Annotated in this window: 18 protein-coding genes and 1 riboswitch; of the genes, 4 read left to right on the top strand and 14 right to left on the bottom strand. The window is 58.5% G+C overall.

The features are described 5' to 3' along the window. Positions 1–37 precede the first annotated feature (37 nt). Positions 38–166 carry a helix-turn-helix transcriptional regulator gene (locus H8Z83_RS05185; RefSeq protein ID WP_187014060.1) on the bottom strand — a complete coding sequence of 43 codons (129 nt, stop codon included), beginning with the start codon at positions 164–166 and terminating at the stop codon, positions 38–40. 172 nt (positions 167–338) lie between these two features. On the opposite strand from H8Z83_RS05185, the gene H8Z83_RS05190 reads away from it, so the two are divergent. After that, positions 339–1,028 carry a YjjG family noncanonical pyrimidine nucleotidase gene (locus H8Z83_RS05190; RefSeq protein WP_187014061.1) on the top strand — a complete coding sequence of 230 codons (690 nt, stop codon included), beginning with the start codon at positions 339–341 and terminating at the stop codon, positions 1,026–1,028. An 18-nt stretch (positions 1,029–1,046) separates the two neighbouring features. Here H8Z83_RS05190 and H8Z83_RS05195 read toward each other — a convergent pair whose 3' ends face one another. After that, a complete protein-coding gene (locus tag H8Z83_RS05195) occupies positions 1,047–1,556 on the bottom strand; it encodes an SLOG family protein (protein WP_187014062.1) in 510 nt (169 codons plus the stop codon). A 126-nt stretch (positions 1,557–1,682) separates the two neighbouring features. After that, a riboswitch (FMN riboswitch) is annotated at positions 1,683–1,807 on the top strand. Positions 1,808–1,911: 104 nt separating this feature from the next. Here H8Z83_RS05195 and H8Z83_RS05200 point away from each other — a divergent pair. From H8Z83_RS05200 to nifJ, 3 genes are all read left to right on the top strand, one after another. Then, positions 1,912–2,547 (top strand): ECF transporter S component, encoded by a 636-nt coding sequence (locus H8Z83_RS05200; protein ID WP_187014063.1) that lies wholly within the window; start codon positions 1,912–1,914, stop codon positions 2,545–2,547. A gap of 443 nt (positions 2,548–2,990) precedes the next feature. Beyond that, on the top strand, positions 2,991–3,755 hold the full coding sequence (locus H8Z83_RS05205; RefSeq protein ID WP_187014064.1) for an IclR family transcriptional regulator: 765 nt from the start codon (positions 2,991–2,993) through the stop codon (positions 3,753–3,755). A gap of 84 nt (positions 3,756–3,839) precedes the next feature. Continuing rightward, positions 3,840–7,361: a pyruvate:ferredoxin (flavodoxin) oxidoreductase gene (nifJ, locus tag H8Z83_RS05210; protein ID WP_187014065.1), complete on the top strand. Its 3,522-nt coding sequence runs from the start codon at positions 3,840–3,842 to the stop codon at positions 7,359–7,361. A gap of 194 nt (positions 7,362–7,555) precedes the next feature. Here the strand turns inward: nifJ and yihA are convergent, their stop codons facing one another. The 12 genes from yihA to rplS form a co-directional block, all read right to left on the bottom strand. Next, positions 7,556–8,152 (bottom strand): ribosome biogenesis GTP-binding protein YihA/YsxC, encoded by a 597-nt coding sequence (yihA, locus tag H8Z83_RS05215; protein ID WP_187014066.1) that lies wholly within the window; start codon positions 8,150–8,152, stop codon positions 7,556–7,558. Between the two features lie 12 nt (positions 8,153–8,164). Continuing rightward, complete coding sequence (lon, locus tag H8Z83_RS05220; RefSeq protein ID WP_187014067.1) at positions 8,165–10,555, bottom strand: endopeptidase La; 2,391 nt, start codon at positions 10,553–10,555, stop codon at positions 8,165–8,167. A gap of 75 nt (positions 10,556–10,630) precedes the next feature. After that, positions 10,631–11,947 carry an ATP-dependent Clp protease ATP-binding subunit ClpX gene (clpX, locus tag H8Z83_RS05225; protein ID WP_187014068.1) on the bottom strand — a complete coding sequence of 439 codons (1,317 nt, stop codon included), beginning with the start codon at positions 11,945–11,947 and terminating at the stop codon, positions 10,631–10,633. Between the two features lie 13 nt (positions 11,948–11,960). Continuing rightward, the gene (locus H8Z83_RS05230) at positions 11,961–12,545 is read right to left on the bottom strand and encodes an ATP-dependent Clp protease proteolytic subunit (protein WP_187014069.1); all 585 of its coding nucleotides are present in this window, start codon (positions 12,543–12,545) and stop codon (positions 11,961–11,963) included. A gap of 142 nt (positions 12,546–12,687) precedes the next feature. After that, complete coding sequence (gene tig / locus H8Z83_RS05235; RefSeq protein WP_187014070.1) at positions 12,688–14,121, bottom strand: trigger factor; 1,434 nt, start codon at positions 14,119–14,121, stop codon at positions 12,688–12,690. Positions 14,122–14,230: 109 nt separating this feature from the next. Next, complete coding sequence (locus H8Z83_RS05240; protein ID WP_187014071.1) at positions 14,231–14,920, bottom strand: metallophosphoesterase; 690 nt, start codon at positions 14,918–14,920, stop codon at positions 14,231–14,233. 39 nt (positions 14,921–14,959) lie between these two features. Further along, a complete protein-coding gene (gene thrC / locus H8Z83_RS05245) occupies positions 14,960–16,447 on the bottom strand; it encodes a threonine synthase (RefSeq protein WP_187014072.1) in 1,488 nt (495 codons plus the stop codon). A 22-nt stretch (positions 16,448–16,469) separates the two neighbouring features. Beyond that, a complete protein-coding gene (locus H8Z83_RS05250; protein ID WP_187014073.1) occupies positions 16,470–16,826 on the bottom strand; it encodes a YraN family protein in 357 nt (118 codons plus the stop codon). Next, positions 16,819–17,445: a ribonuclease HII gene (gene rnhB, locus H8Z83_RS05255; protein WP_187014074.1), complete on the bottom strand. Its 627-nt coding sequence runs from the start codon at positions 17,443–17,445 to the stop codon at positions 16,819–16,821. The genes H8Z83_RS05250 and rnhB overlap by 8 nt, the downstream gene beginning before the upstream one ends. A 257-nt stretch (positions 17,446–17,702) precedes the next feature. Beyond that, entirely contained in the window at positions 17,703–18,572 is an 870-nt protein-coding gene (gene ylqF / locus H8Z83_RS05260) for a ribosome biogenesis GTPase YlqF (RefSeq protein WP_187014075.1), read from the bottom strand. Further along, on the bottom strand, positions 18,569–19,156 hold the full coding sequence (lepB, locus tag H8Z83_RS05265) for a signal peptidase I (RefSeq protein WP_187014076.1): 588 nt from the start codon (positions 19,154–19,156) through the stop codon (positions 18,569–18,571). The genes ylqF and lepB overlap by 4 nt, the downstream gene beginning before the upstream one ends. A 148-nt stretch (positions 19,157–19,304) precedes the next feature. Continuing rightward, positions 19,305–19,646, bottom strand: a complete 342-nt coding sequence (gene rplS, locus H8Z83_RS05270) for a 50S ribosomal protein L19 (RefSeq protein WP_187014077.1) — start codon at positions 19,644–19,646, stop codon at positions 19,305–19,307. Between the last annotated feature and the right edge of the window lie 59 nt (positions 19,647–19,705).

Raw genomic sequence — 19,705 nt, forward strand, 5'->3', positions numbered from 1 at the left:
GTTTAAGCGTGAGTTTGTGATATTGGGTGTGGTATCTTTAACTATGGGAAACTCCCTGCTCCCAGCGGGACACCGCCTGCCGGGAAACCTCCAAATACGACGCCAGCTCCTCCTGGCTGATGCCCTCCCGCTTCCGCAGGCGAATCAGCTTTTCCGAAAAATTCATAGGCAATTCCTCCCTTGCTTTTGCCCCAATTTTACCAAAAAGCGCCGGGCAAGTCCACCACGGCAGGATTTCAGGACCGCAACCAAACGCAACATTTGAAAAAATTCTTGCGAAAACCGTTGAAATCCGGTAAACTGGCCTCAGAAATTCACCTGTTGGAGGGGAAGCCGCCATGCTGAAGAATATCTTTTTGGATCTGGATGACACCATTTTGAATTTTACCGCCGGGGAGGCCAAGGCTCTTTCCCAAACGCTGCGGGAGGCAGGCATCGAGCCGACGGTGGCCATTCTGGACCGCTACCACATCATCAATACCGCCCACTGGGAGCTGCTGGAGGAAGGCCGTCTCACCCGGGACGAGGTTCTGGTGCAGCGCTTTGAGCAGTTATTCCGGGAACTGGGGGTTGACCACAGCGGCAAGGCCATCAGCGAGCGGTATGAGGTACTGCTCTCCCGCCAGCATGACTTCATGCCCGGTGCGGAGCAGCTTTTGAAGGATCTCTCCTCCCGGTATGACCTGTACCTCGCCTCCAACGGGGCTGCCGCCGTCCAGAATCCCCGGTTGGATGACGCTGGGCTGCGCCCCTATTTCAAAGGCATTTTCATTTCGGAGGAAATGGGCGCCGACAAGCCCTCTAAGGCGTTCTTCGATGCCTGCTTCGCCGCCATTCCCGGCTTCCGGTTAGAGGAAACCGTCATGGTGGGCGACAGTCTGACCTCCGACATCCGGGGCGGATCGAACGCCGGGCTGCGCACTGTCTGGTTCAACCTCCTCGGGAAGGAACCCCGGGCGGATATCCGGCCGAGCTATACCATCCACGCTCTTTCGGAGCTTCTCCCCCTTCTGGCATCTACGCAGTAAAGCAATTTCATTTTACATCTATTCCGTGGGAATCGACACATCAACGATCTCGATTCCCCGCCGCAAGGCGTATTCCACCGTGTAGCGGGTCCCGCCGGCGGTGCCGTCAAAGGCGGCGATGAGCAGCATGGCGTGATCCACCATATAGCGGTCCCGCCGCTGCATACAGGTGGAAGAATAGGTGTCGGAGACCATGGTCTCCATATCGCACCGGGCAACCAATTCCCGGTAGCGATCCCGCTCCGCCTCCGGCCAGGCGTCCGCCTGCGTGGGACAGGGAATGGCGGCCTCCACAGTGACCTCCGGATAACGCTCCCGCAGAGCCAGCACCGCCTCACAGAAATAAAGGTCGCAGCCCTGGGCCATGCCGCAGAGAAAATGCCGGTACCCCTCCTGATAGGCCAGCAGCACCGCATCGGCGATCCGCTCCTTCAGTCTGACGCAGCGAGGGTCTCTCTCGTTGTAGCCCCACGGCAGCTTTGCGGGTCTGTGCCCGGTAAAGCAGCAGGATTCCTGTCTGGCAGGCATCTCCTCACCTCCTCAAGTGTATCGCTTCTATTATAGAACATCTGTTCTTTTTTGTAAAGTCAAAAATTAGGGGTTGCATTTTTGTTTCTTCTGTCGTATACTATCACCCGAAGAAAACAACTGAATCTTTGTCTTCAGGGCGGGGTGTGATTCCCCACTGGCGGTAAAGTCCGCGACCGGATACTTCGGTGTCCGCTGACTCGGTGAAACTCCGGGACCAACAGTTACAGTCTGGATGGAAGAAGATGAGTACGGGAAAGCCGTGCGTTTTGTGCGCGCTCCTTTTTCGTTTGTTCACCTTGGAGAAGTCAAAGCATCCAGGGTGTTTTCAAATGAAAAAAGGAGTGTATTTTTTATGTCTGAACCCAATGCCAACGCGATCCCCTCCACCCGTGCGGCCAATCGGAGCCGCACCCACAAGCTGACTATTTCCGCAATGCTCTCCGGCGTGGCTTTCCTGCTGATGTTCATTGAATTCCCCATCCCGGCTCTGATCCCCTCCTTCGTAAAGCTGGACGTGTCCGATCTGCCGGAGCTGTTGGCCGCCTTCTCTCTCGGCCCTGTCTACGGCATCGTGGTCACCTTCCTGAAGAACCTGCTGTTCTCCGTGCTCCACGGCACCTCCTCCGCCTATGTAGGTGAGCTGTTCAACTTCGTGATGGGCAGCGTGTTCTCCTTCTCCGCCGGTTACATCTATGCCCGGAATAAGTCACGCAAGGGCGCTCTGATCGGCGCTGTTGTCGGCGCCGCGCTGATGGCAGTCCTGTCTGTACCCTTCAACTACCTCCTGGTGTATCCCGCCTATGTGGTGTGCTACGGTCTGCCTCTGGACGCCATCATCGGTATGTATCAGGCCATTCTCCCCTCCTCCGACAGTCTCATCAAGTGCCTGACCATCTTCAATATGCCCTTCACCTTCTTCAAGGGAATGCTGGACGTGGTCCTCTGCTTCCTAATCTACAAGCCCCTCTCTCCCCTGCTGCACAAGTAAACTGATCCGCACATATCGATCCTCAAAGCCGATGCGGTCCCTTTCGGGGCTGCATCGGCTTTTTGTTATGCGTCTTGAAAAACTCCAAATTACCTGATTGCTGGTCTGCGCTGCACCACTAAATATATAAGCGCCACCAGAACCGCAAAAGCCGCATACAGAAGGGCCTCTGCCTTCACTGAAACGGTCACCGCCTGCGGCTGATCCACCCCGTTTCCGCTGTCGGAACGAATTCTTACCTCTTGCGCGTTTTTTTACCGAAATTCAGCATTTTTGATCTCAAATTCCATAGTTAACCCCTTGACAAAGGCGGGTATCTGTGCTATTTTACCAGTAGAGTTTCGGATATTCGTTATGCGTTCATATATCCGAACAGCAAAGACTTTTTATTCAACCACTACCGCCTTGCGGGACACAGCTCTGAAAGATTGGAGTCCACCTTCATGGAATATCACAATCCAACCCTGCGGGTCCTCCGGATTCTGGAGCTGATCGACGCCAATTCCGGCGGTCTGAGCCTGTCGGAGATCGCCAATCTGCTGGACCTGCCAAAGGGCACCATTTCCCCCATTCTGAAAACACTGGCTGCCACCAATTACGTTATGACGGACGGCAGTCTCTACAAGATCGGTCCCCATACCTTTGAATTGGGGCTGTCCTACGCCAGCGGTCAGAACGCTCTGTCCATTATCCGCAGTGAAATGCACAGCATCGTCTCCCAAGTAGACGAAGTCTGCCAGATGGGTGTGCTGGTAGGGCAGGATGTGCACTACCTCTTAAAAGAGGAGGGCCACGCCATCATCTCCATCATCAGCGATGTAGGCCACCACCTTCCCGCTCATGTCACCGGTCTGGGCAAAGCGCTTCTCTCAGGCCTGACGGACGATGAGGTCCGGCAGCTTTACGCGGGATACCGCTTCTTCCCCTACATGCCAAACTCCATTATGGATCTTGATACCCTCATCGCGGCGCTTCAGGACATCCGCAGCGCCGGGATTGCCTATGAAAGCGAGGAATCCACCGCTGAGATCTGCTGCGTGGCAGTCCCGCTGGCTGAAAACGGTCAGGTCAAGGCGGCCATCAGTGTAACCACTCCCAAGTTCCGGTACACCGATGAAAAAAAGCAGCAGATCACCCAGCTGCTTCTGAAAAAACGGCAGTTGATCGAAGAGAGCTGCCGTATTCAGAATTGCAGACTGGTTTTCTGACCTTCATGTGTTACCATCTGCGGATGGTGCCTATATATGTAAAAACAGCATATTCAGATAAGAAAGATAGGAAGGATCTTGCGTATGAAGAAAAATTACGTAGTCATGGACGGCAACACGGCAGCCGCGTACAGTGCGTACGCCTTTACCGAGGTGGCGGCCATCTACCCCATCACCCCGTCCTCCCCCATGGCGGAAAAGGTGGACGAGTGGTCTGCCAAGGGCAAGAAGAACCTGTTCGGCTCCACGGTGGACGTGATCCAGATGCAGTCTGAGGCCGGCGCTGCCGGCACCTGCCACGGTTCCTTGCAGGCTGGCGCCCTGACCACCACCTTCACCTCCTCTCAGGGCCTGATGCTGATGATCCCCGCCATGTACGCCATGGGCGGCCAGTTCCTGCCCAGCGTCATGCACATCGCATCCCGCGTGGTGACCTCCAACCATCACTCTATCTTCGGCGACCATACGGACTTCATGACCTGCCGTATGACCGGCTATGCCATGCTGATGTCCTCCTGCCCTCAGGAGGCAATGGATCTGGCCGCCGTGGCTCATCTGTCCGCCATCAGCGGCCGGTATGCCTTCATGCACTGCTTCGACGGCTTCCGCACCTCTCACGAGATGCAGCGGATTGAGGCTCTGGACTATGAGGATCTCCGTGGTCTGGTGGATCAGGAGGCCCTGCAGGCCTTCCGCCATCAGTCCCTGAACCCTGAGCATCCCACCAACCGGGGCAACAACGTGAACCCCGACGTCTACTTCCAGTGCAAGGAAGGCGCCAACGTCAAGGCCAACAGCCTGCCCGACACCGTCCAGCACTACATGGACGAAATCAACAAGCTCACCGGCCGTGATTACAAGCTGTTCAATTACTACGGCGCGCCCGACGCGGAGGAAGTCATCGTGGTGATGTGCTCCGCCAGCGAGACCGTGAAGGAGACCGTGGACTACCTGAACGCTCAGGGCCGCAAGGTTGGCATGGTGCAGATCCACCTGTTCCGTCCCTTCTCCGTGAAGCACTTCGCCGCCGCCATCCCCGCCACCTGCAAGCGGATCGCCGTGCTGGACCGCAACAAGGAGACCGGCTCCGTGGGCGAGCCTGTGTATCTGGATGTTGTCACCGCTCTGAATCAGGCTGGCCGCGGCGATATCCGCGTGGTGGGCGGCCGGTACGGCCTCTCCTCCAAGGACACCACCCCCGGTCAGATCATTGCCGTGTATGACAACCTGAAGCAGGAGACCCCCAAGAACAGCTTCACCATCGGCATCAATGACGATGTGACCTATACCTCTCTGGACTACAAGGAGATCGAGCTGGCCCATCCCGGTCAGATCAGCTGCAAGCTGTGGGGTCTGGGCGGCGACGGCACCGTGGGCGCCAACAAGAACGCCATCTCCACCATCGGCTTCGTGGGCGGCAAGTACGCGCAGGCGTATTTCTCCTACGACACCATGAAGTCCGGCGGCCTGACCCAGAGCCACCTGCGCTTCGGCGATGAGCCCATCCTCAGCACCTATCTGGTGTCCTCTGCTGACTTCGTGGCGGTCCATGCCCCCACCTATGTCAAGAAGTACGACACCACCGAGGATCTGAAGGAGGGCGGCACCTTCCTGCTGAACTGCCCATGGACGGTGGAGGAGCTGGACGCGCACCTGCCTGCCAAGATGAAGCGCGATCTGGCCCGGAAGCACGCCAACTTCTACATCATCGACGCTGCCAAGCTGGCACAGGAGATCGGTCTGGGCAAGCGTACCAATAACATCCTTCAGGGTGCCTTCTTCGCCCTGACCAAGGTCATCCCCATGGATCTGGCCATTGAGGATATGAAGAAGAACAACTACAACTCCTACTTCAAGAAGGCCGGTCAGAAAATCGTGGACCTGAACGATCAGGCCGTGGATCTGGGCGTCAGCGCCGCTGTGAAGGTGGAGATCCCCGCCTCCTGGGCCGATGCGCAGGACGCTCCCGTCGCGGAGCCCAAGGGCCTCACTCCCTTCGTCCGGGATATCGTCATGCCCATGGACCGTCAAAAGGGCGATCAGCTCCCCGTTTCCGTGTTCCAGAAGTACGGCGTTCTGGACGGCACTTGGGAAAACGGAACCTCCGTGTTCTCCAAGCGCGGTGTCGCCACCAAGGTCCCCAAGTGGGATGGCAGCAAGTGCATCCAGTGCAACCGCTGCTCCATGTGCTGCCCCCATGCCGCTATCCGCCCCGTGCTGCTGACCGAGGAGGAGAAGAAGTCTGTGCCCGCCGGGTTCGAGACTGTCCCCGCCAAGGGTCTGGGCAAGGATTCCCCCTATTCCTTCCGGATGCAGGTCTCTCCCTATGACTGCCTGGGCTGCGGCGTGTGCCTGACCGCCTGCCCCGCCGAGGGTGCTCTCACCATGACCTCCTTCGAGGACATGAAGCCCGAGCAGACCCTCTTCGACGAGGTGGCCATGAACGAAAGCTACCTGAAGAAGGACGTTATCAATGACAAGAGCGTGAAGAACGTCCAGTTCGCAAAGCCCTACTTCCAGTTCTCTGCCGCCTGCGCTGGCTGCGCCGAGACCACCTATATCAAGCTGCTGAGCCAGCTGTTCGGCGATCGGATGTACATCGGCAACGCTGCCGGCTGCTCCTCCGCCATCTCCGGCGGCGCCCCCATCCTGCCCTACTGCAAGGACTGTCAGGGTCACGGCCCCGCTTGGGAGCACTCTCTGTTTGAGGACAACGCCGAGTTTGCCTACGGCTTCTTCCACGCACAGGATTCCATCCGCAAGGAGCTGCTGATCCGTCTGGAGGCCATCAAGGCCGCCGGCATCGCCGTGGAGGCTGTGGAGGCCTATGAGAACGGCTGGAAGAAGACGGAGACCTCCCGTATCGTCACGGACGCTCTGATCGCCGCTTTGGAGCAGGCGGAGCAGACCGAGGACGTGAAGTACGTTCTGGAGAACAAGGAATATCTGGCCAAGAAGTCCGTGTGGGCTGTGGGCGGTGACGGCTGGGCTTACGATATCGGCTACGGCGGCATCGATCATGTGATGGCCCAGAACCGTGACGTGAACCTGATGGTGCTGGATACCGAGGTGTATTCCAATACCGGCGGTCAGTCCTCCAAGTCCACCCCCACCTCCGCTACGGCCAAGTTCGCCGCCGGCGGCAAGCGGGTAGCCAAGAAGGATCTGGGTGCCATGCTGATGCAGTATGGCTATGTGTACGTCGCCCAGGTGGCCATGGGCGCTGACCAGGCCCAGACTCTGAAGGCTCTGCGTGAGGCTGAGTCCTATGACGGTCCCTCCATCGTGATCTGCTACTGCCCCTGCCTGGAGCAGCACATCAAGGCCGGTATGGGCACCTCTCAGGACGAGATGAAGAAGGCTGTGGAGTGTGGCTACTGGCATCTGTACCGCTATGATCCCCGCCGGATCGCCGAGGGCAAGAACCCCTTCCAGCTGGACTCCAAGGAGCCGGACACCAGCAAGGTGATGGACTTCCTCATGGGCGAGAACCGCTTCGCCTCCCTGAAAAACAACTTCCCCGACAAGGCCGACGCCCTGTATGCCAAGGAAGTTGAAGACGTAAAGGCCCGCTACGCCAAGTACAAGAAGCTGGCCGAGGGCTAAACCTCCGTTCCTCCTACATTCCCTATTATCCTTCCCTATTATCCCTCTCTCAAAAAGGAAGCGTTCCGGTTATCCCGGAACGCTTCCTTGATCATATAATGAGCTAAAATACACTTGCTCATCAATTTGCCGGCGATCTCAGCAAAAAAAGCATGGACGGTTCCCGTTAATGGGCCCCGTCCATACTTTTTGTTTTATCCGCGGCAGGCATCTACCAGCAGGCGGAGCAATTCGTCCTTTCCGCTGCCCTTTTCCGCAGAAAAGGGGATCAGAATATCCCGCTCCGTCAGTTCCAGCGTCTCCTGAATCAGCTCCAGTGCCGGTTCCACCTGACTCTTTTTCAGCTTATCCAGCTTGTTGGCCACCACGATCTCCGGGCAACCGGTCTGGCGGAACCAGTCGTGCATGACCAGATCGTTGGCCGTGGGCTTATGCCGGATGTCCACGATCAGAACACCGGTGGTGATGGCGTCCGCCTCCCGCTGGAAATAGGTCTCCATCAGCCGGGCCCAGCGCTCTTTTTCCGAGCGGGACACCTTGGCATAGCCGTATCCCGGCAGGTCCACCAGATACGCCTTCTGGTCGATGAGGAAATAGTTGATATGGGTGGTCTTTCCCGGCGAGGCGCCCACATAGGCCAGATTCTTTCGGCCCACCAGCCGGTTGATCACCGAGGATTTTCCCACGTTGGAGCGGCCCGCGAAGGCAAACTGGGGCAAACCGTCCCGCAGGAAGTCCTTGGGCTCTCCGGCGGAGCGCACAAACTCCGCTTTGTTGAAATTCAGAGGCATACGTCCCTCCCTTTACTGCCGTAAGGCTGCTTCTTTACTGTTTTCCACCGGCAAAAATGCGGGGATCGCGTCGGCTTTTGTCTCCACTCTGGAAGGGCAGAACACCTCGGCAAACACCTGATCTACCGTCTCCACCGGTATGAACCGCAGCGCCGCCCGGACGGTCTGGTCGATCTCTTCCAGATCTCTGGCGTTGTCCTTGGGGATCAGTACCGTGTGGATGCCGTACCGCTTGGCGGCCATGGTCTTTTCCTTCAGGCCGCCGATGGGCAGCACCCGGCCTCGCAGCGTGACCTCGCCGGTCATGGCGATTCCCGCCTTGATCTTGCGGTTGGTCAGAGCCGACAGCAGCGCTGTAGCCATGGCAATACCGGCGGAGGGGCCGTCCTTGGGCACCGCTCCCTCTGGGAAATGGACGTGGATGTCCTTGGTCTTATAAAAGTCCGGGTCGATCCCCAGCGCTTCCGCCCGGCTCCGCAGGCAGGACAGAGCAGCCTGGGCGGACTCCTTCATCACGTCGCCCAGATTACCGGTCAGCTCCAGCTTGCCGGAGCCTTCCATCACACTGACCTCGACCTCTAAAATCTCGCCGCCGGCCTCCGTCCACGCAAGGCCGTTCACCACGCCGATCTCCTCCTGCTCCACATGGACCGTAGGCGGGTAGGGCTGCATATCCAGCAGCTTCGGCAGGTCCTTTTCTGTAACGGTAACACGCTTTACAGTTTTTGACAGCAGCTGCATATCCGTCTTTCGGCAGACGGCAGCCAGCCGCCGCTCCAGCTGGCGGACGCCGGATTCCCGGGTGTAGTCGCGAATGATGGCCCGCAGGGTCTCCTCGTCGATCCGCAGGCTGCCCTTCTTCAGGCCGTGTTCCTTCATTTGCTTGGGCAGCAGGTGATTCTTGGCAATTTGCAGCTTTTCCTCATCGGTATAGCTGGAAAGCTGAATGACTTCCATCCGGTCCAGCAGGGGCCGGGGAATCGTATCCAGCGAGTTGGCCGTGGTAATGAACATCACCTGAGAGAGGTCCAGCGGAATTTCCAGGAAGTGATCCCGGAAGGCGTGGTTCTGCTCGCTGTCCAGCGCTTCCAGCAGCGCGGAGGCGGGATCGCCCCGGTAATCGCCGCTGAGCTTATCGATCTCGTCCAGCACCAGCAGCGGGTTCATAGCGCCGCTGCGGCTGATGGCCTCCACGATGCGGCCCGGCATAGCGCCGATATACGTTTTCCGGTGGCCGCGGATGTCGGCCTCGTCCCGGACGCCGCCCAGAGAAATGCGGCTGAGCTTCCGGTTCAGCGCCTTGGCAACGGACAGGGCGATGGAGGTCTTTCCCACGCCCGGAGGGCCTGCCAGACAGATGATCTGCCCCCTCCCCTCCGGATTCATCTGCCGGACGGCAATGGTCTCCAAAATCCGCTCCTTCACCTTTTCCAGACCGAAGTGATCCCGGTCCAGCACCTTCCGGGCCGCGTCCACATTCAGACGCTCCTTCGTATATGTACCCCAGGGCAGTTCCAGACACACGTCCAGATAGTTCCGGATCACCGAAGCCTCCGCGCTGACATAGGGCTGCTTTGCCAGCTTGTTGATCTCCTTTTCCAGATGCTCCCGGGTCTCGTCCTCTAATTTCAGTTCCGCCAGCTTTTGACGGTATTCTTCGATCTCGTTGTCCTCGTCCTCGCCCAGCTCGTTTTGCAGGACCCGGATCTGGGTCCGCAGGATCTGTTCCTTCTGCTGCTGAGCCAGCTCATCCCGGACCTTGCCTTCCATCTGGCGCTCATAGCCCAGCACATCCCGCTCCCGGGCTAAGAAGCCGTTCAGCTTCCGCAGCCGCACCAGCGGAGACAGTTCTTCCAGAATTGCCTGCTTATCGTCATACCGCAGAGCCGTATTCTGGGCGATAAAATCCGCCAGATACCCCGGCTCCTGGCAGTCCAGCACCGCGGCGGTGACCTCCTCGGCCACATTGCCTGCCAGATGGGCATAATCCTGGAACAGGCCCCAGGTCTGCCGTAGCAGGGCCTCGGTTTTCGGACCGTGGCTCACGGCAGCGGATTCCTCCACCACCTCCACGTGGCCCTGCAAATAAGGCTCCGTCTGCCACAGGCGGCGCAGCCGTGCCCGGCGTCCGCCCTCCACCATCACCCGCAGGGAGGTTTTTCCCAGCCGCAGGATCTGGGTCACCCGGGAAATGGTGCCCATGGTGTAAAGGTCCTTCTCCCCCGGACGATCCGTGTTCAGTTCTCTCTGGGTCACCAGAAAGATCTCCTGACCGGATTCCATGGCCACTTCCAGGGCCTTGATGGAAATACGGCGCTCCACGTCAAATGTCAGGTTCGTATGAGGGAAAACCGTCAGGCCCCGAAGGGCCAGAACGGGAAGATTCAAGGTGTTCGCTTCCATAAATTGCTCCTCTCTGGAGAGTTCAAAGAGGGGGAGAGGCGCTGCCCCTCCCCCGTGTTATACCCAAAAGGGCCGTCAGGACGCCGACTTCGACGTACCGGACTCGCTCCGGCTCTCACTTCTGCCGGGGTTCAGCTTCACGGAATAGTTGATCTTGTTGGGATCGTGGGTCAGTTCCGGCTCCGCCGTGCCTTCCACACATTCCTTCGTGACCACCGCTTTCACAACAGTCTCGTCGGAGGGGATCTCGTACATGACCTTGGTCAGCAGGCCCTCCATGACCGCCCGGAGGCCACGGGCGCCGATGTTCCGCTCAATGGCCTTGTCGGCGATGGCGTTCAGGGCGTCCTCCGTGAATTCCAGATCCACGTCATCATATTCCAGCAACTTCTTGTACTGCTTCACCAGCGCGTTCTTGGGCTCCTGCAAAATTCGCACCAAGTCCTCCCGCTGCAGGGCGTTCAGCGGTGCGATCACCGGCAGACGGCCCACCAGCTCCGGGATGATGCCGAATTTCAGAATATCGTGGGGCTGCACCTGAGCCAAAAGCTGGCTGACATTCTTTTCCTTCTTGCTCTGGACATTGGCACCAAAGCCGATAGCCTTCTCGTCCAGCCGCTTTTCGATGATCTTTTCCAGGCCGTCAAAGGCGCCACCGCAGATGAACAGAATGTTCTTGGTGTTCACCTGGATGAACTCCTGATGGGGGTGCTTCCGGCCGCCCTGAGGCGGCACGTTGGCCACAGTCCCCTCCACAATCTTCAACAGCGCCTGCTGCACGCCTTCGCCGGAAACGTCCCGGGTAATGGAGGTGTTTTCGCTCTTGCGAGCAATTTTGTCGATCTCATCCACATAGATGATGCCCCGCTCGGCCCGCTCCACGTCGAAATCCGCCGCCTGCAAAAGCCGCAGCAGGATGTTCTCCACATCGTCGCCCACGTAGCCGGCCTCGGTCAGGGTCGTGGCGTCGGCAATGGCGAAGGGCACCTTCAGAATACGGGCCAAAGTCTGAGCGAACAGCGTTTTGCCGGAGCCGGTGGGGCCCAGCATCAGAATGTTGCTCTTTTGAAGCTCCACATCGTCGCCGCCGCCGAAATAGATCCGCTTATAGTGATTGTAGACCGCCACGGACAGCGCTACCTTGGCGGCCTCCTGTCCGATGACATATTCATCCAGCACCGCCCGGATCTCCTTGGGGGTGGGCAGCTGATCGGGGACGTCCTCCAAGGGAGTGGTCTCCGGGCCGTCGAACCCCTCGTTCAGAATGCTCATGCAAAGCTGCACGCACTCGTCGCAGATGCGGACGCCGGGGCCCTGGATCATACGATGGACCTGCTGTTCCCGCTTTCCGCAGAAGGAACAGCGCAGGACCTTTTTGCCTTCGTCACTCATGGTATTACCTCTTTTACTTCTTAGCAGTGATGATCTTATCCACCAGACCGAAGTCCTTGGCCTCGTCAGCCGTCATCCAGTGGTCCCGCTCGGAGGCCGCCTTGACCTCTTCGGCGGTCTTACCGGTGTTGGACGCCAGGATCTCATTCAGGTTCTTCTTGATCCGCAGGAAGTGCTCCACGTCGATCTCCATGTCCGTGACCTTGCCCTGCGTACCTGCGGAGGGCTGGTGGATCATAATTTCGGCGTTGGGCAGCGCGATCCGCTTACCCTTGGCGCCGGAGGACAGCAGGAAAGCTCCCATGGACGCAGCCATGCCCACGCAGATGGTAGACACGTCGCACTTGACGTACTGCATGGTATCGTAGATGGCCATGCCGTCCGTCACGGAGCCGCCGGGGCTGTTGATATAAAGCTGAATGTCCTTATCCGGATCCTGGGCCTCCAGATACAGCATCTGGGCCACTACCAGGCTGGCGGTGGTGGCGTTGACCTCCTCGCCCAGAAAAATGATCCGGTCATTCAGCAGACGGGAGAAAATGTCGTAGGACCGCTCGCCGCGGTTGGTCTGCTCTACAACATAAGGGACTAAGCTCATAAGTTGACCTCCTTTTGTAACGCGGCACATTTACAGCGCAAATCGTGCCTGATAAACCATTCTCTCATGATACCACGGGTACCATGAGAGAATGTGTCGAATCTGTAAAATGTACCGTGATCGCCGCGAAAAAGTTTCGCCTTTATTCGGCTTCCTTTTCTTCCTTCTTGGCAGCCTTCTTAGCGGGAGCCTTCTTGGGCTTCTCCTCGCCCTCGGCGGTCTCAGCCTTCTTGGTGGTCTTCTTGGCAGGCTTCTTCTCCTCACCCTCGGCAGTCTCAGCCTTCTTAGCGGTCTTCTTGGCAGGCTTCTCGGCGGTAGCGCTGTCCACCACCACGGCCACAGCCTTCTGGGTCAAGATCTGATCGTGGACCTGCTCCTTGGAGAGATACTTCTTGACCATCTCCACATCCATGCCGAACTGCTCAGCCATCTTTGCGAACTCGGCTTCCACGTCCTCATCGCTGGCCTCGATGTTCTCAGCCTTGATGATGGCGGCGGTAGCCAGATCCATCTTCACCTGACGCAGAGCGGGCTCCTTGGCCTCCTCCAGCAGCTTGGCATCGTCCATGCCGGTCATCTTCTTGTATTCCTCATAGGGGAACTGACGGCTGATCTGGGCCTTGAAGTTGTCCAGATACTGATGGGCCTGGTTCTCCACCATCACATCGGGGATGTCGGCGGTGATGTTCTCGGCCACCTGGTTCATCAGGTTCTCCTCGAACACGCGGTCAGCGTCCTTCTGACGCTCCTCGGTGATCTTCTTCTTCAGGTCGGCCTTCAGGTCCTTCAGAGTGTCGAACTCGGAGACGTCCTTGGCGAACTCATCGTCCATAGCGGGGACTTCCTTCTCCTTGACCTCGTGGACCTTCACCTTGAAGACCACAGCCTTGCCGGCCAGGTCAGCGTGATAGTTCTCGGGGAAGGTGATGTCGATGTCCTTCTCCTCGCCGGCCTTCATGCCGATGACCTGATCCTCAAAGCCGGGCACAAAGCTGCCGGAGCCCAGCTCCAGATTGTGGTTCTCGCCCTTGCCGCCATCGAAAGGCTTGCCATCCAGGAAGCCTTCGAAATCGATGACGGCGGTATCGCCGCTCTTGGCCGCGCGGTCCACGCTCACCAGACGGGTGTTGCGGTCAGCCAGGGCCTTGAGGCGCTCGTCCACGTCAGCGGCCAGAACCTTGACCTCGGGCTTCTCAGCCTTCAGACCCTTGTACTCGCCCAGAGTGACCTCGGGATACACAGGGGTGGTAGCCTTGAAGGTGAAGCCGTCCTTGGTGACTTCGCCCACCATCTCGACGGTGGGATAGCCAACGATCTGTAGCTTCTCCTGCTCAGCAGCGGCCTCATAGGCCTCGGGGAATGCGATATTGATGGCTTCCTCGAAAAACACCTCTGCGCCATACATCCGCTCGATCATCTTGCGGGGGGCCTTTCCGGGACGGAAGCCAGGAACACTGATCTTCCGGCGCATCTTCTGATATGCCTTTTCGACGGCAGCCTCAAACTCAGCGGCGTTGACCTCGATGGTCAGCGCCACCTGGCTCTTTTCAACTTTTTCACAGCTCTTGACAGTCATAATTGTTTACTCCTCCGTTCATCATGGGCGGTAAAACCCATCCTCATAGGCAGCAGCCCATGCAAATTTGTATTTTACCAGAAATATTTCAAGATTTCTAGTCTTTTTTCTACTTTTCGCAAATTTTTTTCGGCACAAACCCCAGATAGTCGCCGGAGATCAGAGAAAATTCCGTATTTCCGTATTTTCCCTCCTGCCTCCGGCGGATCACCGGTCCGTGGAGATGGCCGTAGCAGCAAAGCTCCACCTTGTACGTTTCCAGCATGGACAGGATCTCCGGGCACTGGTAGCCCTGATACAGGGGTGGATAGTGGAGGAAGCAGAAGATGGGCTTCTCCCCCGCCGCCTTCAGCGAAGTCTCCAGCCGCAGCAGCTCCCGGTTCAGCACCTTGGCATTGTGGGGCTTCTGCTCCTCCTCCAAAAACCAGCCCCGGGTGCCGCAGACGGCGTGATTGCCGTAGAAAAAGCAGTTGTTGTGCAGCAGTTCCAGGGTGGTGAAGCCATTGGCCTCACAAAAGGTGCGGAACTTGGCGGCGGTGGCCCACCAGTAATCGTGGTTGCCCTTGATGAGATATTTTTTGCAGGGAAACTGCTCCAGAAACCGGAAATCCTCCACGGATTCCTCAAGGCTCATTCCCCAGGAGGTGTCTCCCGCCAGCACCAGCACATCCTCTGCCGTCAGCTGGCTCAGGGACGCCCGGATCCGCTCTGTATAGTTCTCCCACGCGGGGCCGAACACCTCCATGGACTTGTTGCTGTTTAGGGATAAATGCAGATCGCCTATGGCGTAAAGCGCCATTCGGTGGCACCTCCTTTCCGATGTTGTTTTTCAGATGACTTATTTCAGGAAGTCCAGCACCGCCTGCTCCATGGCCTGCTTCTCCACCGTTTTGTCAAAGCGGCGGGACTTTCCTTTCAGCTCCGCCAGACGGCAGGGCACCGGGACGCCGCTGACCGCGTGAAGCTGGTCCAGCAGCTCCAGCCCATCGCCGCAGGGCGTCTCCCCGATGGCGGTGAGCACGCTCCCGCAGAATTTGTAAGGGCTGGCAGTGGAGACCACCACGGCAGGGGTCTCGTCCCCGGAAGCGACGCGGTACTGCGCCAGCACCTCCGCCGCCACAGCGGTATGGGGATCGATCAGATAACCGTAGTCCTGCCAATACCGGCGGATGGTTTCCTCCGTTCCCTCCTCCGAGCAGCAGCCGCCCCAGAAGGCATCGTCCAGCTTTGCTTTGATGTTGTCGGACACCTGATACCGGCCTGCGCTGCCCAGCGCATCCATATACATCCGAATTTCGGCGTCGTTCTCCCCGGAGAGGTCAAACAGCAGCCGTTCCAGATTGCTGGAGATCAGAATGTCCATGGAGGGGCTGATGGTGGTGTGGAAGGGCCGGTTCCGGTCATAGATGCCGGTGCGGAGGAAGTCCGTCAGCACGTTGTTGCTGTTGGAGGCACAAATCAGCCTGTTTACCGGCAGGCCCATGCGCTTCGCGTAGTACGCTGCCAGAATGTCGCCGAAGTTGCCGGTGGGGACGCAGAAGTTCACCTTGTCCCCCATGGTGAGAGCGCCGTCCCGCACCAGATCGCAGTAGGCGGAGATGTAGTAGACCACTTGGGGCAGGATACGGCCCCAGTTGATGGAGTTGGCAGAGGACAGGAAATAACCCCGCTTGTCCAGCTCCGCCCGGACAGCTTCATCGGAGAAGATACGCTTAACGCCGGCTTGGGCGTCATCAAAGTTGCCGATGACCGCCCGGACGTCCACGTTCTCCCCCTCCTGCGTCACCATCTGCCGCTCCTGCACGGGAGAGACGCCGTCCTTGGGGTAGTAGACCTGAATACACGTCTGGGGCACATCCGCAAAGCCGGCCATGGCCGCCTTGCCGGTATCGCCGGAGGTGGCCGCTAAAATGCAGGCTGTCCGCTTTTCGCCGGTTTTCCGCAGTGCGGCGGACAAAAGCTGAGGCAGCATCTGCAGTGCCATATCCTTGAACGCGGAGGTGGGACCGTGCCACAGCTCCAGACAATATAGGCCGTCCTCCACCTTCCGCACCGGCGCGGCAATGGGATCGTCAAACTGCGCCGGGCCGTAGGCGTTCCGGCCAAAGGTCAGCAGCTCCTCCTCGGAATAATCCGTCAGGTACAGTACCATGACCTTCGCCGCCCGCTGGGCGTACTCCATGGGTATCAGCCGCTCCAAAAAGGCCCGGTCGATCTGAGGAATCCGCGTTGGGGTCAGCAGACCGCCGTCCCGGCTCAGGCCCATTTTCACGGCTTCCGCCGCGGAAAGGGACACGTTCTTATCCCGCGTGCTGTAATACTTCATATCGGTCTCCTCCTTTATGAGGCTAAATAAATGCGTTTTCAATATAGGAAATGCGGAGGCTGCCGCCCTCGTCATAAACCTCCGCCACGTCGAACCGGACCGGTACGTCCAGCTCGTTCGCCGCCAGATACAGCTCTGCGGCACTGCGGAGCCGCTGCTGCTTGCGGCCGTCCACAAACTCACGGGGCAGGGCGATGGAGCCGCTCCCCCGAAGCTTGACCTCCACGATACAGAGGAGCCCTCGCTTGTCCTTTGCCACTAAATCCAATTCTCCAAACCGGCAGCGCCACTGACTTTCCAGCAGCGTGTAGCCCTTCTGCCGCAGATAGCGGGCCACCGCCGCCTCGCCCCGGTTCCCGGCGCTCTGGGTCTTACCCATGGCGTTTGGCCTCCCACTTTTTCAAAAAGCTGCGCCGGTGCTCCGGGCAGGGACCGTACTGGTCCAGCAGTTCATAGTGCAGCTTCGTACCGTATCCCTTATGCTTAGCGAACTGGTACTGGGGATATTTTGCGTCCAGCTTTCCCGACACATACCGGTCCCGGCTGACCTTCGCCAGAATGGACGCCGCCGCGATGGAGGCGCTTTTGCCGTCCCCGCCTACGATGAGCTGATGGGGCGTCTCGATGGCGTACCGGCTGCCGTGGTCCCGATTGCCGTCGATGAAAGCCGTATCCGGTCGGACGGACAGGCCCTCAATGGCCCGCTGCATGGCCAGCATCCGGGCGTTGAGAATGTCCATCTCGTCGATCTCCCACGCCTCCACACGGGCCACGCTCCAGGAAACCGCCTGAGTGGTGATGACTTCGTACAGGGCTTCCCGCTTTTTCTCCGTCAGCTTTTTGGAGTCATTCAGGCCGGGGATGTCCAATTCTCTCGGCAGGATCACCGCCGCCGCGTACACCGGCCCCATCAGGGGGCCGGCCCCGGCCTCGTCCACGCCGCAGACGGTCTCCGCACCGCTGTTCCACGCCTGACGCTCATAGTCCCAAAGTTCCATATCAATACTCCACGATCATCTTGCGGCAATTTTCGCAAATATACGCTGGGAGCGCTCCCGGTTTTCTGAGCCACCCCAGACTGCTGCACATATCCAACACAATGCCGCCTCTGTCCTCGATCCCACGCCGTGTCATCATCAGGGCAGCGTCTCTCCCGGCGGCAGGAAATACAGGCCGCCGGTGGGAACGTAAGCCGCCTGACCGCGGCGCATTTCTTTTCCGCATAATGGGCAGTCCATCGGCGTTTCTCCTTTCGTCAAGGCACCTCCAGCGTAAAGCGTCCCAGCTTGGCGGAGCGGAACTCGTCCAGCAGGATCTTTGCCATGCGCTCCGTATCCACCTCGCCGCCGGAGATCAGAAAGCCCCGCTTCTTCCCTGCCGCTTCCAGCAGGCGGTAGCCGTAGGCTATGTCATTTTTCTCCGCTTCCCGTTCCGGCAGAGCGGACAGCTTATAGGCTGCTTTCAGGGCGTCGGGATAGTGCTCGCCCAGATAGGCCATCAGGTAGCAGCCCAGAGTCTCCACGTCTAAAATATCGTCCTTCACGGCGCCAGTGTAGGCCAGATTCATACCCACGCTCTGATCGTCAAACTTCGGCCAGAGGATGCCCGGTGTATCCAGCAATTCTAAATTCCGGTCGATAGGCACCCACTGCTTGGAGCGGGTAACGCCGGGACGGTCCTCCGTCTTGGCGGTCTTTCGCCCCGCCACTTTATTGATGAAGGTGGACTTGCCCACATTGGGAATACCCAGGATCATGACCCGCACTACCCGGCCGGTCATCCCCTTTTCCGCGTAGGCGCGGAGCTTGTCCGCCAGCAGTTCCCGAACGGCCCCGGCGAATTTCGCCGTGCCCACGCCGCTTTTGGCGTCGGATTCCAGCACGGCGTAGCCTTTGGCCCGGAAATGCTCCGCCCAGCGCTTCGTCCCCTCCGGGTCCGCCTGATCCACGCGGTTCAGCACCACCATGCGGGGCTTCCCCGCCGTCAGCTCGTCCACATCCGGGTTCCGGCTGGAAACCGGAATGCGGGCGTCTAAGATTTCGCATACCGCGTCCACATTCTTGATCTGCTCGGCGATCATCCGCCGGGTCTTTGTCATGTGGCCGGGATACCATTGAATATTCATGACCAAATCACTCCGATCCGTTTAAAGTCCCGCTTCTCCGTCTCATAGTCCGGACCGGGGAAAATCAAAAAGGCCGCCTTGCCGATGACATACCGGGTATCCACCGTACCCAGCCGGTAGTCCCGGCTGTCGCTGGAGCCGTTGCGGTTGTCGCCCATGACGAAGATGGACCCCTCCGGCACCGTCAGGGGAAATTCGGTGCCCTCGGCGGTGTAGGTCGGCTCCCGGATGTAATCCTCCTCCAGTGCCTCACCGTCCACATAGACGATGCCCTCGGCAAAGTCGATGTCCACCGTCTGACCCTCCACGGCGATCACCCGCTTGACGATGGGGTCATCGTCAAACACGCCGTTTTTCCGCAGGATCACGATGTCGCCGTACTTGTAGTTATGGTACAGCATGGAGTTGACCACCAGCAGACGATCCCCGTGCTGCAACGTATTGAGCATGGAGTGGCCGTCCACTCCCATCATGCGGATCACAAAGGTGAAAATCGCCACCACCACCAAAACGGAGCCTACCAGCGACTGCACCCATTCATACAGGTCCCGGCCCTTCGCCGTCTGCTTTTCCTGTTCCTGCATCAAACTCTTCCTTTCAGACCATAAGGCCAATTACGCATTATTGGAATAGTATATCAAAAAAAGCCCGGCGTCACAAGGTCTGCGTCAGATTTTTATAACAAAAAAAGAGAGGCTTTCGCCTCTCTTTTTCTGCTCAACTGAAAGCTGATTACAGCTTCTCCTTGACCTTGGCGCCCTTGCCCACGCGGCCACGCAGATAGTACAGCTTGGCGCGACGGACCTTACCGTTGCGGACGACCTCAAAGTGGTCGATGGAAGGAGAATGGACGGGGAACACCTTCTCAACGCCGATGCCGTAAGAAACACGGCGGACGGTGACGGTTTCCTCAATGCCGCCATGCTTCTTGGCAATGACGGTGCCCTCAAACACCTGGATACGCTCGCGAGAGCCTTCCTTAACCTTCACGTGTACGCGAACAGTGTCGCCCACCTGAACGTTGGCGGTTTCCTTCTGCAGGGCTTCTTTGTTCAGTTCCTTGATGAGATCCATGGATTTTTTCCTCCTGTTAATAGGCGTTCATGCCGCTTTTTATGCACATTGGCACACTT

It is taken from the genome of Dysosmobacter segnis (assembly GCF_014297285.1).
In the GTDB taxonomy this organism is placed as follows: domain Bacteria; phylum Bacillota; class Clostridia; order Oscillospirales; family Oscillospiraceae; genus Oscillibacter; species Oscillibacter segnis.

What these genes read in the sequence shown, in the direction of transcription:
- H8Z83_RS05195 (WP_187014062.1), bottom strand. Translation starts at nt 1,556, where the DNA reads ATGCCTGCCAGACAGGAATCCTGCTGCTTTACCGGGCACAGACCCGCA.
- tig (WP_187014070.1), bottom strand. Translation starts at nt 14,121, where the DNA reads ATGACTGTCAAGAGCTGTGAAAAAGTTGAAAAGAGCCAGGTGGCGCTG.
- H8Z83_RS05200 (WP_187014063.1), top strand. Translation starts at nt 1,912, where the DNA reads ATGTCTGAACCCAATGCCAACGCGATCCCCTCCACCCGTGCGGCCAAT.
- lepB (WP_187014076.1), bottom strand. Translation starts at nt 19,156, where the DNA reads ATGCAGGAACAGGAAAAGCAGACGGCGAAGGGCCGGGACCTGTATGAA.
- H8Z83_RS05230 (WP_187014069.1), bottom strand. Translation starts at nt 12,545, where the DNA reads ATGAGCTTAGTCCCTTATGTTGTAGAGCAGACCAACCGCGGCGAGCGG.
- clpX (WP_187014068.1), bottom strand. Translation starts at nt 11,947, where the DNA reads ATGAGTGACGAAGGCAAAAAGGTCCTGCGCTGTTCCTTCTGCGGAAAG.
- nifJ (WP_187014065.1), top strand. Translation starts at nt 3,840, where the DNA reads ATGAAGAAAAATTACGTAGTCATGGACGGCAACACGGCAGCCGCGTAC.
- H8Z83_RS05190 (WP_187014061.1), top strand. Translation starts at nt 339, where the DNA reads ATGCTGAAGAATATCTTTTTGGATCTGGATGACACCATTTTGAATTTT.
- rplS (WP_187014077.1), bottom strand. Translation starts at nt 19,646, where the DNA reads ATGGATCTCATCAAGGAACTGAACAAAGAAGCCCTGCAGAAGGAAACC.
- H8Z83_RS05205 (WP_187014064.1), top strand. Translation starts at nt 2,991, where the DNA reads ATGGAATATCACAATCCAACCCTGCGGGTCCTCCGGATTCTGGAGCTG.
- thrC (WP_187014072.1), bottom strand. Translation starts at nt 16,447, where the DNA reads ATGAAGTATTACAGCACGCGGGATAAGAACGTGTCCCTTTCCGCGGCG.
- H8Z83_RS05250 (WP_187014073.1), bottom strand. Translation starts at nt 16,826, where the DNA reads ATGGGTAAGACCCAGAGCGCCGGGAACCGGGGCGAGGCGGCGGTGGCC.
- rnhB (WP_187014074.1), bottom strand. Translation starts at nt 17,445, where the DNA reads ATGGAACTTTGGGACTATGAGCGTCAGGCGTGGAACAGCGGTGCGGAG.
- ylqF (WP_187014075.1), bottom strand. Translation starts at nt 18,572, where the DNA reads ATGAATATTCAATGGTATCCCGGCCACATGACAAAGACCCGGCGGATG.
- yihA (WP_187014066.1), bottom strand. Translation starts at nt 8,152, where the DNA reads ATGCCTCTGAATTTCAACAAAGCGGAGTTTGTGCGCTCCGCCGGAGAG.
- H8Z83_RS05185 (WP_187014060.1), bottom strand. Translation starts at nt 166, where the DNA reads ATGAATTTTTCGGAAAAGCTGATTCGCCTGCGGAAGCGGGAGGGCATC.
- lon (WP_187014067.1), bottom strand. Translation starts at nt 10,555, where the DNA reads ATGGAAGCGAACACCTTGAATCTTCCCGTTCTGGCCCTTCGGGGCCTG.
- H8Z83_RS05240 (WP_187014071.1), bottom strand. Translation starts at nt 14,920, where the DNA reads ATGGCGCTTTACGCCATAGGCGATCTGCATTTATCCCTAAACAGCAAC.